This is a genomic window from Pseudomonas sp. Leaf434 (genome assembly GCF_001425545.1).
Taxonomy (GTDB): Bacteria; Pseudomonadota; Gammaproteobacteria; order Pseudomonadales; family Pseudomonadaceae; genus Aquipseudomonas; species Aquipseudomonas siliginis.
Map to the genome: position 1 here is coordinate 718,882 of NZ_LMQZ01000001.1, position 14,295 is coordinate 733,176.

Sequence of the window (14,295 nt, forward strand, 5' to 3'; positions counted from 1 at the left end):
GGGAGCGAGCCTGCTCGCGAAAGGGCCAGCTCAGGCGATGAAGATCTTCAATCTTCTTTTTTCATCAGCCCAGCCAGGGCCGCAAACGGGTTATGCGTGGCCTTGGCGATCTTCGGTGTGCTCAGCGAGCCGTCGCCGAAATACTGCTGATCGGTGTAACGCGAGTGCTCGTTGTCGTGGCAATACAGGCACAACAGCTCCCAGTTCGAGCCGTCCTGCGGGTTGTTGTCGTGGTTGTGGTCGCGGTGATGCACAGTCAGTTCGCTCAGGCGCTTGCCGGAAAACTCGCGGGCGCAGCGGCCGCAGACGTGCGGGTACATTTTCAGGGCCTTGTCGCGGTAGCCCATTTCCTTGTCGCGCTGGTTGTCGGCGAGGATGCGGTCCAGCTTCGACGTGTTGGTGGGGGTGGACGAACTCATGGGTTCACCTTTGCAGAAAGACTGATGACGGTTATGCGCAGTTTAGCTCAGCCCTTGAGCTTCTCAGCAATCCAGATCGTGTGACGGGTGCCCTTGTTGCCGTGGGCGAAGACCTGGACTTCTTCGGCCTTGAAACCGGCCTTCTTCAATTTGTCGGAAAACTGTCGGTCGGCGCTGGCCGACCATACCGCGAGCACACCTTTGGGGCGCAGCGCCTTGGCGCAGGCATTCAGACCTGCGGCGGAGTACAGCCAGCTGTTGGCCTTCTGGGTCAGGCCTTCAGGGCCGTTGTCGACGTCGAGCATGATCGCATCGAAACCGTTCGGCTCGCTTTGCAGCACATTGGCCACATCTTCCTGACGGATCACCGTGCGCGGGTCGAGCAATGGCCGACCGGACTTCTCCCCGAGCGGGCCGCGATTCCACTCGACTACGCCGGGCACCAGCTCAGCGACCACCACTTCGGCGGACTTGCCCAGGTGCTTGAGTGCCGAGGCGAGGGTGAAACCCATACCCAGGCCACCGATCAACACCCGCGAATTCGACCGGCCGGCGACCTTGCGGCAGGGAATTTCTGCCAGTGCGTCCTCGGAACCGTGCATGCGCGTGTTCATCAACTGTCCGCCGTCGCCGCCCTGGATCTTGATGACGAAATCCTCGCCATACTCGAACAGGCACAGGGCACCGCCGTTTTCAGGGATCGGGGTGGTGTCGAGCAGAACGAAACGTTTCATGGAAATCTCTAAAGGGGGGAAGGCAAGCAGGCGCGTTGGGAGTAGCCTGAGCACAGACTAAAGGCCAAACGGAGCCCTTGATGAAGCGCACCATTCTAACGGTCATTACCCTGGCCGCGCTCGCGATTACTGCAGTGCAGGCCCAGCAGAGCGTTCCGGTCAGCCCGACGCCGCAGCCCGGCTCGCCCGGCACCGCGACGCCGACACCGTATCCGCAGATCACCCCGATCACCCTGCCCAAGTCGGGCGCCGGTAGCGGCAGCCCGCCACTGGTGCCGATCGAAATGCCCAGCCCGCCGAGCAAGGATCAACCGGTGCCGGGCATCGAGCCGAACGGCAACAAGGTCAAATCCCCCGGCGGTTAAACCTGTTGCGCGGCGAGTTGGCCGTCGGCCATGCGCAGGCGTTTGGACAGCGAGACGGCGAGGGCGCGGATGATTTTTGCGGCGATTTTCGGTGCGTCGTTGAGCATTTTTTCCAGCGAATCCTTGCCCAGGTTGAGCAACTGACAGTTGCTCGCCGCGATACACGTGGCCGAACGACGTTCGCCATCAAGCACGGCCATTTCACCGAAGGCCCGGCCGCTGCGCAGGGTGGCCATGGTGATGACCTGGCCGTCAGCGCCGGTTTTCTGCACGGCGACCTGGCCGGTGTGGATGATGCACATGAAACTGCCGGCATCACCCTCGCGAAAAATCGCCTCGCCTTCAGCCACGGTGCTGATGCTGAAATAGCCGGAAGCGGCCGCGAAGTCGGCCAGCTGCAATTGATCGAACAGGCCACAGTCCATCAGCCAGTCGCGGATTTCGTTGTTCAGAAAGGTCGGTTCAGACATGTCGATGCGGTCTTTTTGTTATCACATTTCAAGGCTATACACGGATCCCGTAGGAACGGGCTTTTGTGGCGAGGGGATTTATCCCCGCTCGGCTGCGCAGCAGTCGCAAGTCCTGCCAACTCGGTGCTTCAGAAATACTGAGTTTGCAGGTTTTGGGGCCGCTTCGCTGCCCAACGGGGATAAATCCCCTCGCCACAATGGGTCTGGAATTAAGACCCAAGTGACCGACGGAGTTCCTCAGGCCAGGCCCAAAACCTTGAACACAAATGCATATTCGAGCGCTACGTCACGTAATCCCTGATAGCGCCCGCTCATGCCGCCATGCCCGGCACCCAATTCAGTCTTGAGCAGCAGCACATTGTCGTCGGTCTTGGTCGCGCGCAATTTCGCCACCCACTTGGCCGCTTCCCAGTACTGCACGCGGCTGTCGTTGTAGCCGGCGATCACCAGCAGCGGCGGATAAGCCTGCGCTGTGACGTTTTCGTACGGTGCGTAAGCCTTGATCCGATCATAGACGTCCGGTTCTTCCGGGTTGCCCCATTCGTCGTATTCGGTGACGGTCAGCGGCAGATCGGGGTCGAGCATGGTGTTGAGCACGTCGACGAACGGCACTTCGGCAATCGCCACGCCGAACAGGTCCGGGCGCTGGTTGAGCACCGCGCCGATCAGCAGGCCACCGGCGCTGCCGCCGCTGATCGCCAGTTTTTCCGCCGTGGTGATGCCGTTGAGAATCAGGAATTCGGCGCAGGCGATGAAGTCGCTGAAGGTGTTGTGTTTGTGTTCCTGCTTGCCGGCGCGATACCAGGCTTCGCCCAGCTCGCCGCCGCCGCGTACGTGAGCAATGGCGAAGGCCATGCCGCGATCGAGCAGACTCAGGCGGGCGTGGGAAAACCACGGATCGAGGCTGGAGCCGTAAGCGCCATAACCATACAGATACAGCGGCACCGGTTTACCGACCATCTCGCGCTTCATCACCAGACTGATCGGTACCTGCGTACCGTCCGGGGCGGTCGCCCACAGGCGTTGGCTGACATAGGCGTCGGCATCAAATTGGCCGAGTACCGGGGTTTCCTTGAGCACCGTTTGCTCGCCGCTGGCAAGAATCAACTGGCGCACCTGGGCCGGGCGATTCAATGCTTCGTAGCGCAAGCGAATGCGGTCGCTCTCGAATTCCAGGCTGTTTTGCACGTGGAGGCTGTAGGCCGCGTCGGGCAATTGCACGCGATACGGCGCCGAGCCCTGCGGGTGAACCTCGATGATCGGCAGGCCACCTTCGCGCAGACTCAAAGTCATCGCCTCGGTGTTGAGGCTGACACCGTCGAGCATCACTTCTTCGTTGTGCGGGATCAGGTTCTGCCAGTCGGCCTCGCTCGGCGGCACGCCAGTGTCCGGGGCCTGATACAGGGCGAAGTTGATGCCGTCGCGGTTGGTACGGATAAACCATGTCCAGACGCCATCGAGCAGGCCGTGGTCGACGTCGTATTCGTGATCTTCGACCCGTGGCGCCAGGCAGTTGAACGGCAGGTGCGGTTGGTTGGCGTCCAGCGCCCAGACTTCACTGGTGGTCTTGCTGCCCAGCGACAGCAGCAATTGCTGTTCGGAGCTGGCGCGGTAGCAATGCAGGAAGAAACGCCCGTCCGGCTCGTGAAAAACCTCTTCGGCGGCAGTGCCATCAAGGCGATAGCGGAACAGTTTGTGCGGGCGATGGGTGTCGTCGAGCACACCGAAAAACAGGGTCAGGCTGTCGTTGGCCCAGGTCATGCTGCCGTCGCAGTCCTCGAATTCCAGTTCGCTGACCTTGTCGTTGGACAGCTCCTTGACGAACAGCGTGTAGATCTCGTCGCCCGAGGTATCGACGCTGTAGGCCAGGCGCTGGTGATCGGGGCTGATGCTGAAAGCACCGAGCGAGAAGAAACCGCCGTTGGCCAGCGCATTCGGGTCGAGCAATAGTTGCTCGCGGCTTTCATCGAGGGTCAGGCTGTCGTCCGCCGGGCGCGGGCAGCGGTAGTGCCGGGCATATTCGTCACCGGCGGTGGTGCGCGTGTAATAAAGGTAGGGGCCCCAGGGCGAGGGCAGGGACAGATCAGTCTCGAGAATCCGCCCCTTGATTTCGTTGAACAGGCTTTCGCGCAGCTCGGCCTGATCGGCGATTTGCGCTTCCTGATAAGCGTTTTCAGCCTTGAGGTAGTCGAGCACCGCGTCGGTATCGCGTTCCTGCAGCCAGGCATACGGGTCGGCGCCGGGCGCCCGCTGGGCAATCGGGGCAGTCATGACATTGGCGGATTGGGGCATGGAAGGCTCTCGGACAATATTCGGAATTGGGTTGTTCGCAGGTCTTGAAAGCGCCGCAGCCCGTGTGGGAGCGAGCCTGCTCGCGAAAGCGGTGTGTCAGGCAACGCTGTTGCAACTGACAGTCCGTATTCGCGAGCAGGCTCGCTCCCACAGGGGCGGCTGCTGGCCGTCTGGTATTGGGACAAGCCGCATGGGCGAAAAGTCGTTACTATAAGCGCCTATTTGCCTGCCTTGCCATGGACACCATGACCGAGAACGACTATCTGATCGCCTGGGGCCTTTACGCCTTTGCCGCCGTGGGCTGCCTGCTGGTATGGATGCGCCTGACCACCTGGATGTGGCGTTGGCTGCGCGAGCCGCTGCGTGTGCTGATGGCGGTGTTGCTGTTCAGCCCGACCATCGTCGATCCGGTGAAAGCCAAAGTTGCACCGGCCATCGCCATCACCGCCCTGGACATGCTGTTCAAGGTCGGCAACAACGCCTGGCGCGCGGTTTCCGATCTGTTCATGTACGGCATGATCGCCTTCGGGGTGTATCTGGTTTTCGTCTTGATCCGCCTGCCGATCGAGCGTGCCTCGGTAGCACGGCGTGAACGCGCCGAGGCCGCCAAGGCCGCCGCCCGTGCCGAAGAGCGCGACGATGATCAACCGTTCGGTGGCGCCGGTGACGACCGCTACGGTCGCCCGCCAGTACCGAACAATCCGCAGCGCATGCGGGTCGAGCCGCGTCTGTAACCCGAGAGTCCGCACATGTGTGAATTACTGGGCATGAGTGCCAACGTGCCGACCGACATCGTGTTCAGCTTCACCGGCCTGATGCAACGCGGCGGCCGTACCGGCCCGCACCGCGACGGCTGGGGCATTGCCTTCTACGAAGGGCGGGGCCTGCGGCTGTTTCAGGACCCGGCAGCGAGCAGCGAGTCGGAAGTTGCCAACCTGGTGCAGCGTTATCCGATCAAGAGCGAAGTGGTCATCGGCCATATTCGCCAGGCCAACGTCGGCAAGGTCTGCCTGTCCAACACCCACCCGTTCGTCCGCGAACTGTGGGGGCGCAACTGGTGTTTCGCGCACAACGGCCAGCTCGCCGACTTCACTGCGATCAAGAGTTTCTACCGACCGGTCGGCGATACCGACAGCGAAGCGGCGTTCTGCGATTTGCTCAACCGGGTACGCGCAGCCTTCCCCGAGCCGGTCGATATCGAAGTGCTGCTGCCGGATCTGGTCGCAGCGTGCGCCGAATATCGCAGCAAAGGCGTGTTCAATTGCCTGCTCAGCGACGGCGATTGGCTGTTCTGTTACTGCTCGACCAAACTCGCCCAGATCACCCGCCGCGCCCCGTTCGGCCCGGCGCGGCTCAAGGATGTCGATGTGATCGTCGACTTCCAGGCCGAAACCACGCCCAACGACGTGGTCACGGTGATTGCCACCGAGCCTTTGACCGAAAACGAAACCTGGACCCGTTACGAACCGGGCCAATGGAGCCTGTGGCGACGCGGCGAATGCGTCAGCCAGGGCAAGACCGAATAAGGATTTGCACCCATGTTGCTCAGTTATCTACGGCTGGTGTTGTTTGCGGCGGGCCTGTTGATCGGTGTCCAGGTGCCGGGGTTCATCAACGATTACGCCCAGCGTGTCGAAGCGCACCTGATCGAAGCGCAGACCGGTCTGCGTGGTTTCCAGGGCACGGCGGATCAGTTTTTCAAAGGCGATATGCAGGCGCTGGTCGCACATTACCGTGCCAGCGAAGACCCGATTTTTCGCAGCGATGCCGACAGCCTGAACACCTTGCTCACCCGCCAGGTCGCGCTGGACAAGCAATTCCAGGCGATGCAAGGCCCGTGGTATGTGCGCTTCCTGCAAGTGGTATTGGCCGCCGATCCGGATATTCGCAAGGAAACCTGGAACGGCTACAGCTACCAGATCCTGCTGACGCCAGAGGCGATGATCTGGGGCATGAGCGGCGCGTTGCTGCTGTCGTTCGGCGTCGAATGCCTGTTCCGCCTGATCGACTGGGTCGTCCTCGGCGGCCGCCGCCTGCGCCAGAGCCGGCCGATCGAAGATCGCGATGTGCGCGGTTTGTAAGACTTGCACAATCCCCTCTGGCAAGAGAGGCCTTATGGCATGGGGGGAGTGGGTTCTGTGGCGAATGAGTTCCGTGGCGAGTGGGTTCTGTGATGAATGAGTTCTGTGGCGAGGGGATTTATCCCCGTTGGGCTGCGCAGCAGCCCCAAAACCTGCACTGAAAGACCGCGTTGGCCGCAATCACGACTGCTGCGCAGCCGAGCGGGGATAAATCCCCTCGCCACTAATCATTCAGTGAGGGTGATGCAGTCCTTGCCGACCTTGTGCGCATACCCCGCCAGGACCTGCTGACACAACGTCACGATCTCTTCGACCCACTCAACCCCGACCCGCCACGACACCACCACCGGCAGATTCGCCGGCCGCTGCTCGATGTCGAGCAAGATCAATTCGCCCCGTGCCAGCTCCTCGGTCACCAGCACCGGCGGCAGCGCGCCGATACCGAAGCCATCGCGCAACAACCGGGTGATCGCCGACACCGAGTTCACGCAATTCAAGCGTGGCGCCATGACGCCGCTGGCCTGCATCAGCGCGACGATATCCTGATGCGGTCGTGAGTTTTTCGAGTAGGTGATGATCCGCTCCTGCGCCAGTTCGGCGAGGTCGGCGTAGTCGCGGTTGTAGATCGAATTGCTCGCGACAATCCAGCCCAGCGGATGGCTCGCCAGCTCGAGGCTGCGCACGCTTTCGTGACGGACCAGATCGGTTTGCAGAACCAGATCAAGGAAGCCTTTTTGCAGTTGATCGCAGAGGTTCAGCGCGGTATCCGCGATCAATTCGATTTCCACCCGTGGGTACAGATCGGTCATCTGCGCCACCAGCGGGCTCAGCCAGGTATGGATCACTGTGTCCATCACGCCGATACGCACCCGGCCGACCTTGCTCGAACGGGTCTCGATCGACTGCTTCAGCGCCGCCATGGTGTCGAGCATCTGCTCGGCATAGTCGAGCACTTTCAGGCCTTCCGGGGTCAGGCTGACGCCGCGTGAGTCGCGCAAAAACAGCTTTACGCCCAGCTCGCCTTCGAGCACTGCAATGCGGCTGGAAATCGATGCCTGGGTGGTGAACAGCTTGTCAGCGGTCAGGCGAAAACTCTTCAGGCGCGCGACCCAGACAAAGGTCTCGAGAAACTTCAGATTCATGGACAAGGCTCGAGTGACAAATTTTTCTTATGCCTAAGGCGGGTTTTTATTCGTTGGACGGCGCAGGGCAGGGCGACGAAAAATCGGCGCATCCGGTTCCCACGATAGGCGTCGTCGGAGCTTCGAACAAGACCAATAAAAGCCCTGCGGAGATTTGCCATGAGTGCTCCCGATACCCTCCCTTTATCCAAGCCTGCGGCTCGCCCCGGACCTTTCGACTGGTACCGCAACATCAACCAGCAGGAGCGCCGCACGTTCTGGAGCTGCAAGATCGGCTACGGTCTGGACGGTATGGACACGCAAATGCTCAGCTTCGTCGTGCCGACGCTGATCGCGATGTGGGGCATCACCACGGGCGAAGCGGGGCTGATTCACACCAGCACCCTGATCGCCTCGGCCATCGGCGGTTGGGTCGCCGGGATTCTCTCCGACCGCATCGGCCGTGTGCGCACCCTGCAACTGACGGTGCTGTGGTTCGCCTTCTTCACCTTCCTCTGCGGCTTCGCGCAAAACTACGAACAATTGTTGATCGCGCGCACGTTGATGGGCTTCGGTTTCGGCGGTGAATGGACCGCTGGCGCAGTGTTGATCGGTGAAGTGATCCGCGCCAAGGATCGCGGCAAAGCGGTGGGCATGGTGCAATCCGGCTGGGCGCTGGGTTGGGGCCTGACGGCGATTCTGTACGCGCTGCTGTTTTCGGTGTTGCCAGCGGAAGATGCCTGGCGCGCGCTGTTCATCCTCGGCATCGTGCCGGCGATATTCGTGATTTTTGTCCGTCGACTGGTGAAAGATCCGGAGATCTATCGCGAAGCCAAAGCCGCGCAAACTCCGGAAAACCCGGCGAAGTTCTACGAGATCTTCGCACCGGGAATGCTCTTCACCACGTTTCGCGCTTCTTTGCTGACCACCGGTGCGCTGGGCGGCTACTACGCGATCACCTCCTGGCTGCCGACTTTCCTCAAAAACGAGCGCGGTTTGAGCGTGCTCGGCACCGGTGGTTATCTGGCGATGGTGATCGTCGGTTCCTATGTCGGTTATGTGATCAGCGCGTATCTGACCGACCTGCTGGGGCGGAAAAAGAACTTCATTTTGTTCGCGGTCGGCTCGTTCACCATCGTTCTGCTCTACACGCAGATGCCGGTCAGTAACGGCGTGATGCTCTGGCTGGGCTTTCCGCTGGGCTTCTTCGCTTCGGGGATTTTCAGCGGCATGGGTGCGTTTCTCACCGAATTGTTCCCTACGCGGATTCGCGGCTCGGGCCAGGGTTTCTGCTACAACATCGGCCGCGCGCTGGCGGCGTTGTTCCCGCTGTTGATCGGCCTGCTCAGCCAGAAAGTGCCATTGAGCATGGGCATCGGCGCCTTCGCGGCGGTCTCCTATGGCGTGGTGATTCTGGCGGCGCTGAGCCTGCCGGAAACCCGTGGCAAGCAACTCGACGCGCAGTAACTGATACCCTGCGCAGAAGTCTCCTACAGATAAAAAGACCAGCAGCTACAGGAGTGTTCACCGTGAGCCGCCTGCTATTGAATTGCGACATTGGCGAGAGCTTCGGCAGCTGGACCATGGGTCTGGACGCCGAAGTCATGCCCTTCATCGATTGCGCCAACGTTGCCTGTGGTTTCCATGCCGGCGACCCGAGCATCATGCGCAAAACAGTGGCGCTGGCGCTCGAGCATGGCGTGCAGATTGGCGCGCACCCGGCCTATCAGGATCTGGTCGGATTCGGCCGGCGTTCCATGGCCTATTCCGCGCAAGAGCTGCAAGACATCCTGCATTACCAGATCGGTGCCCTCGACGGCATCTGCAAGGCGCAGGGCGGGCGCGTGAGCTACGTCAAACCCCACGGCGCGATGTACAACGACATGATGGCCAACCCGGCGCAGTTGCGCGCGGTGGTGCAGGCCGTGGCCGCTTATGATCGCAATCTGCCGCTGATGTTGATGGCGACCCGAGACAACGCTGCGGCGCAGCAAATTGGCGATGAATACGGCGTAACGCTGTGGTTTGAAGCGTTCGCCGACCGTGCCTACGACAGCGCCGGCCGGCTGGTCTCCCGGCAACTGCCGGGCGCCGTGCATCACGATCCCGAAAAAATCGTCGAGCAAGCGCTGACCATCGCCAATGGCGGCGCGCTCACCGCCAGCGATGGCAGCGCCTTGATCCTGCGCGCCAATACCTTGTGCGTCCACGGCGACAACGCCAGTTCCGTGGCCGCCGTGCAGCGCATTCGCCAGGCCTTGCAGCAGTCGAGTGCGTCATGAATCCACGGGTTGAAGTGGTGGCGCTGGATTGCCTGATGCTGCGTCTGTTCGATGACATCGCCGAAGCCAACATGCCGTGGATGCTCGCCGCCAGCGAGCGGTTGCGCACGGCGTTTGGTGCACAGTTGATCGATCTGGTGCCGTCCTATACGACGTTGATGGTGCATTACGATCTGACGCTGTTGAGTCCGGCGCGGGCGCGCCAAATGATCGCCGACGCGCTGGTCGATCTGGCGCCGAATGCGCGCCGTGCCGGGCAGTGTCACGTCTTGCCGGTCTGGTACGACTTGAGTGTCGGCCCGGAACTGAGCCTGTTGGCCGAACGCAGCGGGCTGGTGGTGGAGGAGGTGATTCGTCGCCACAGCGCACGGGAATATCAGGTGTTCGCGTTGGGCTTTGCGCCGGGTTTTGCCTTCATGGGCCTGGTCGAAGAAATGCTCGCCGCGCCGCGCTTGAACACACCGCGCAAGAAAGTCGCCGCTGGCAGCGTCGGTATCGCCGAGCGGCAGACCGCTGCCTATCCGGTGGTCTCGCCCGGTGGCTGGAACCTGATCGGGCGCACCCCGGCGCAACTGTTTGATCGCCATCGCGACGGCTACAGCCTGATGCAACCGGGCGACACGGTGCGCTTCGATGCCGTCGATCACGCCGAATTCATACGCTTGGGCGGCGATGACACCCCACTGGAGGCGTTGGCATGAGTCGATTGACGATCGAAGCCAGCACACCGCTGTGCCTGTTGCAGGATGCCGGGCGGTTTGGCGTGCGGCATCTGGGCGTGACCCAGGGCGGCGCGGCGGATTGGTGTTCGATGAGCTGGGCCAATTGGCTGCTCGGCAATGAGCTGGATGCAGCAGTGGTTGAAATCACCCTCGGCGGGTTTGCTGTTGTGGCTGAAGAGGATTGCCTGCTGGCGCTGGCGGGAGCGGATCTCGGCGCGCAGATCGACGGCCAGCCGCTGGCGCCGTGGCGCAGTTTCAAATTGGCGAAAGGCCAGACATTGCGATTTACCCAGCCGTTGCTTGGCGCTAGAGCTTATCTGGCGGCCCCCGGTGGGTTTACTGCGCCTAAGGTGCTGGGCAGCAGTGCCACGGTGGTGCGCGAAGAATTGGGGGGGCTTGATGGCATGGGCCTTCCGCTCGCCAAAGGGGCGGTGCTCGGTTACAGCGGCGAAGCGTTGGCAGTACGGGAAATGCCTTCGGCGCTGCGGCCGGATTTCAAAACGCACGCGCCTTTGGACTTGGTGCTCGGCGCACAGATCGGCCAGTTCAGCGGGCAGAGCCTGTTCGATGTCTTCAACAGCGCCTGGACCATCGACAGTCGCGCCGACCGCATGGGCATCCGCCTGCTCGGCTCGGCGTTGCAATATCAGGGCGCGCCGATGATTTCAGAGGGCATTCCCTTGGGCGCTGTGCAGGTACCGCCCGATGGCCAACCGATCGTGTTGCTCAATGATCGCCAGACCATTGGCGGATACCCCCGCCTGGGCGCTTTGACGCCGCTGGCGCTGGCCAGGCTGGCGCAATGTCTGCCAGGGGCAACGGTGCGATTCATTCCGGTAATGCAGGAGCAAGCCTGGAAAACGCATCAGAACTATCTGAGGTCCTACGCGTAACGTGCATGGTTTCGTACCCAAAACCGAGACGCTTCCTGGCAGCTAAGTACGTCGCCTTACAGTCGTGACTGTGAGCATATGAAACGATTGCCCTTCATCTCTCACAAGGAAGTTACAGATGCGTTATATGAAAGTCAGTGCCCAAACCAGCGCGGAAGGTGCCGTGAGCGTCGTCGAGTTCCATGATCGCGCCAGAGCTGATGTGGTCTACAAGGCCAGAGTCGATCGTTTTGGTAGTCTGCAACGGGTAGACGCCGGTGACGCCGATAGCGAAGCAATGACAGACCCGATCGAAAAATTTCTGTCTACCGCCAATTCCGATATCCGGCGCATGTTTGTCAGGCACCTTCAAACCGGACAGAACGGCGCCTGTATGGAGCTGATTGCCGAGGGCAGGGTTGCGCAAGGTCCGGCTACCGGTGTGCGGTTTCGCTTCTTTGATGCGCAAGGTCAGATGCAAGAGGAACTGCTGACAAGGCCGGAAACCCGGCAGGAAAAGGCCAACCGTTTACAGCGCGAAGCTCAGCAGCGCAATGAAATCGTGCGGCAGGCGAAACAACGCGGCGTGTCTCCTCCGCCTGTTTGCGAAACGGATGACCGAGCCTTCATGGACAGACTTTGCGAGGCCTACATCAAATCGGGCTGGTAATTCTTTGATCATTCCCGCGCTCAGCGTGGGAATGATCAGGCGGTCATTTGGACAAGAACCGCATCCCTTCTTCAAGTCCGCGCAGCGTCAGCGGATACATCTGATCCTCGATCAGATCGCGGACGATGTTGGTCGACGAGGTATAGCCCCAGGTGTCCTTCGGATACGGGTTGATCCAGATGAGCTTCTTGTATTTCTCCATGAAGCGCTGCATCCACACGTAACCCGGCTCTTCGTTCCAGTGCTCGACGCTGCCACCGGCCTGGGTGATTTCGTAAGGCGCCATGGCGGCGTCACCGATGAAGATCACTTTGTAGTCGGCGCCGTATTTGTGCAGCAGATCCTGGGTCGAGGTGCGTTCGGAAGTGCGGCGCATGTTGTTCTTCCACACTGATTCATAAATGAAGTTGTGGAAGTAGAAATACTCAAGATGCTTGAACTCGGTCTTGCAGGCCGAGAACAATTCCTCGCAGATCTTCACGTGCGCATCCATCGAACCGCCGATGTCGAACAACAGCAGCAGCTTCACCGTGTTGCGCCGTTCCGGGCGCATCTGGATATTCAGCAGGCCGGCGTCCTTGGCGGTGTGGTCGATGGTGCCGTCAATGTCGAGTTCTTCCGCCGCACCCTGACGGGCGAACTTGCGCAGACGACGCAGGGCGACCTTGATGTTGCGCGTGCCCAGTTCCACCGAATCGTCGAGGTTCTTGTACTCGCGCTGATCCCAGACCTTGACCGCTTTGCCCTGACGCTTGCCGGCATCGCCAACGCGGATGCCTTCCGGGTTGAAACCGCCGGAACCGAACGGGCTGGTGCCGCCGGTGCCGATCCATTTGTTGCCGCCGGCGTGACGTTCCTTCTGTTCTTCCAGACGCTTCTTGAATTCCTCGATGAGCTTGTCCAGCCCGCCAAGGGACTGGATCTGCGCGCGTTCTTCGTCGCTCAGCGAACGCTCGAATTCCTTGCGCAGCCAGTCTTCGGGAATCAGCGCCTGCAAGTGATCGTCGAGTTTCTCCAGGCCATTGAAGTAGGCACCGAACGCGCGGTCGAACTTGTCGAAATGGCGCTCGTCCTTCACCAGAATCGCCCGCGACAAGTAGTAGAACTCGTCCATGTCGGCGAAGGTCACGCGCTGTTTCAGCGCGTTGATCAGGTCGAGCAGCTCGCGTACCGACACCGGCACCTTGGCTGCACGCATTTCGTTGAACAGGTTGAGCAACATGGCAGCAGCCTCTTAGCGGGTGCCGCGCCGGCTCATGAACGCCAGGCGCTCAAGCAGTTGCACGTCCTGTTCGTTTTTCACCAGTGCGCCTGCCAGCGGCGGAATGGCTTTGGTCGGATCGCGCTCGCGCAGCACCGCTTCGCCGATGTTGTCGGCCATCAGCAGTTTCAGCCAGTCGACCAGCTCGGACGTCGAAGGCTTTTTCTTCAGGCCCGGTACCTTGCGCACGTCGAAGAACACGTCGAGCGCTTCGCTGACCAGGTCCTTTTTGATGTCCGGGTAGTGCACGTCGACGATTTTCTGCAGGGTAGTGCGGTCGGGGAAAGCGATGTAGTGGAAGAAGCAGCGGCGCAGGAAGGCGTCCGGCAGCTCTTTCTCGTTGTTGGAAGTAATGATGATGATCGGGCGCTTCTTGGCCTTGATGGTCTCGTCGATTTCGTAAACGTAGAACTCCATCTTGTCGAGTTCTTGCAACAGGTCGTTGGGGAACTCGATGTCGGCCTTGTCGATTTCGTCGATCAGCAGAATCACCCGCTCCTCGGACTCAAAGGCTTCCCAGAGCTTGCCCTTCTTCAGGTAATTGCGCACGTCATGGACTTTTTCATTGCCCAGCTGCGAGTCGCGCAAACGGCTGACCGCGTCGTACTCGTACAGACCCTGATGGGCCTTGGTGGTGGACTTGATGTGCCAGGTGATCAGCTTCGCCCCGAACGACTCGGCCAGTTGCTCGGCGAGCATGGTCTTGCCGGTGCCCGGCTCACCCTTGACCAGCAGCGGCCGTTCCAGGGTGATGGCGGCGTTGACCGCCAGCTTCAGGTCATCGGTGGCGACGTAGGCCTGGGTGCCTTCGAACTTCATCTGCAAATCCTCGAACGGTAACGCTGACCTTGCGGGCAGGGCGGGGCGAATAATCGGATGCCCGACTATAACGCGCACGCCGGTCGACTGTGAACGCAGACGGCTTATTCAGTCTCTGAATGGAGCGTCACATGTTGACTCAGTCTCGGCGGATGGCCAGTATTCCGGTATCGCCGATTTGGCGATA

Annotated in this window: 16 protein-coding genes; 9 read left to right on the plus strand and 7 right to left on the minus strand. The window is 60.9% G+C overall.

The window, feature by feature from the left end; genetic code table 11:
* Positions 1–47 precede the first annotated feature (47 nt).
* Complete coding sequence (locus ASG55_RS03235) at positions 48–419, minus strand: YajD family HNH nuclease (RefSeq protein WP_003222612.1); 372 nt, start codon at positions 417–419, stop codon at positions 48–50.
* A gap of 47 nt (positions 420–466) precedes the next feature.
* A complete protein-coding gene (locus tag ASG55_RS03240) occupies positions 467–1,153 on the minus strand; it encodes a spermidine synthase (protein ID WP_056783581.1) in 687 nt (228 codons plus the stop codon).
* A gap of 80 nt (positions 1,154–1,233) precedes the next feature.
* Between ASG55_RS03240 and ASG55_RS03245 the strand changes: the two genes are divergently transcribed.
* Positions 1,234–1,518: a hypothetical protein gene (locus tag ASG55_RS03245; RefSeq protein ID WP_016771228.1), complete on the plus strand. Its 285-nt coding sequence runs from the start codon at positions 1,234–1,236 to the stop codon at positions 1,516–1,518.
* Here ASG55_RS03245 and ASG55_RS03250 read toward each other — a convergent pair.
* Positions 1,515–1,988, minus strand: a complete 474-nt coding sequence (locus ASG55_RS03250) for a cyclic nucleotide-binding domain-containing protein (protein WP_016771227.1) — start codon at positions 1,986–1,988, stop codon at positions 1,515–1,517. The two genes, ASG55_RS03245 and ASG55_RS03250, sit on opposite strands and share 4 nt — an antisense overlap.
* Before the next feature lie 237 nt (positions 1,989–2,225).
* A complete protein-coding gene (locus ASG55_RS03255) occupies positions 2,226–4,280 on the minus strand; it encodes a S9 family peptidase (RefSeq protein ID WP_056783585.1) in 2,055 nt (684 codons plus the stop codon).
* A gap of 236 nt (positions 4,281–4,516) precedes the next feature.
* Between ASG55_RS03255 and ASG55_RS03260 the strand changes: the two genes are divergently transcribed.
* The 3 genes from ASG55_RS03260 to ASG55_RS03270 are packed head-to-tail and all read left to right on the plus strand — an operon-like array spanning position 4,517 to position 6,361.
* On the plus strand, positions 4,517–5,014 hold the full coding sequence (locus tag ASG55_RS03260; RefSeq protein WP_056783588.1) for a hypothetical protein: 498 nt from the start codon (positions 4,517–4,519) through the stop codon (positions 5,012–5,014).
* Between the two features lie 15 nt (positions 5,015–5,029).
* Complete coding sequence (locus tag ASG55_RS03265; RefSeq protein ID WP_041478844.1) at positions 5,030–5,806, plus strand: class II glutamine amidotransferase; 777 nt, start codon at positions 5,030–5,032, stop codon at positions 5,804–5,806.
* Between the two features lie 12 nt (positions 5,807–5,818).
* Positions 5,819–6,361, plus strand: a complete 543-nt coding sequence (locus tag ASG55_RS03270; protein ID WP_024012023.1) for a DUF2937 family protein — start codon at positions 5,819–5,821, stop codon at positions 6,359–6,361.
* Positions 6,362–6,588: 227 nt separating this feature from the next.
* On the opposite strand, the gene ASG55_RS03275 is transcribed toward ASG55_RS03270, so the two are convergent.
* Positions 6,589–7,503 (minus strand): LysR family transcriptional regulator, encoded by a 915-nt coding sequence (locus ASG55_RS03275; protein ID WP_056783591.1) that lies wholly within the window; start codon positions 7,501–7,503, stop codon positions 6,589–6,591.
* A gap of 159 nt (positions 7,504–7,662) precedes the next feature.
* Between ASG55_RS03275 and ASG55_RS03280 the strand changes: the two genes are divergently transcribed.
* The 5 genes from ASG55_RS03280 (at position 7,663) to ASG55_RS03300 (ending at position 12,028) form a co-directional block, all read left to right on the plus strand.
* The gene (locus ASG55_RS03280; RefSeq protein WP_016771221.1) at positions 7,663–8,949 is read left to right on the plus strand and encodes an MFS transporter; all 1,287 of its coding nucleotides are present in this window, start codon (positions 7,663–7,665) and stop codon (positions 8,947–8,949) included.
* Positions 8,950–9,011: 62 nt separating this feature from the next.
* The gene (locus ASG55_RS03285) at positions 9,012–9,764 is read left to right on the plus strand and encodes a 5-oxoprolinase subunit PxpA (RefSeq protein WP_056783592.1); all 753 of its coding nucleotides are present in this window, start codon (positions 9,012–9,014) and stop codon (positions 9,762–9,764) included.
* Positions 9,761–10,465: a 5-oxoprolinase subunit B family protein gene (locus ASG55_RS03290; protein WP_056783594.1), complete on the plus strand. Its 705-nt coding sequence runs from the start codon at positions 9,761–9,763 to the stop codon at positions 10,463–10,465. The genes ASG55_RS03285 and ASG55_RS03290 overlap by 4 nt, the downstream gene beginning before the upstream one ends.
* Positions 10,462–11,379 (plus strand): biotin-dependent carboxyltransferase family protein, encoded by a 918-nt coding sequence (locus ASG55_RS03295; RefSeq protein WP_056783597.1) that lies wholly within the window; start codon positions 10,462–10,464, stop codon positions 11,377–11,379. Before ASG55_RS03290 ends, ASG55_RS03295 begins: the two co-directional genes overlap by 4 nt.
* Before the next feature lie 118 nt (positions 11,380–11,497).
* Positions 11,498–12,028 carry a hypothetical protein gene (locus ASG55_RS03300; protein ID WP_056783600.1) on the plus strand — a complete coding sequence of 177 codons (531 nt, stop codon included), beginning with the start codon at positions 11,498–11,500 and terminating at the stop codon, positions 12,026–12,028.
* Positions 12,029–12,071: 43 nt separating this feature from the next.
* Here the strand turns inward: ASG55_RS03300 and ASG55_RS03305 are convergent, their stop codons facing one another.
* Together ASG55_RS03305 and ASG55_RS03310 are read right to left on the minus strand one after the other, a co-directional pair.
* Positions 12,072–13,250, minus strand: coding sequence for a vWA domain-containing protein (locus ASG55_RS03305; protein WP_016771218.1), 1,179 nt, complete (start codon positions 13,248–13,250; stop codon positions 12,072–12,074).
* A 12-nt stretch (positions 13,251–13,262) separates the two neighbouring features.
* On the minus strand, positions 13,263–14,108 hold the full coding sequence (locus ASG55_RS03310) for an AAA family ATPase (RefSeq protein ID WP_007911294.1): 846 nt from the start codon (positions 14,106–14,108) through the stop codon (positions 13,263–13,265).
* Positions 14,109–14,295 lie beyond the last annotated feature (187 nt).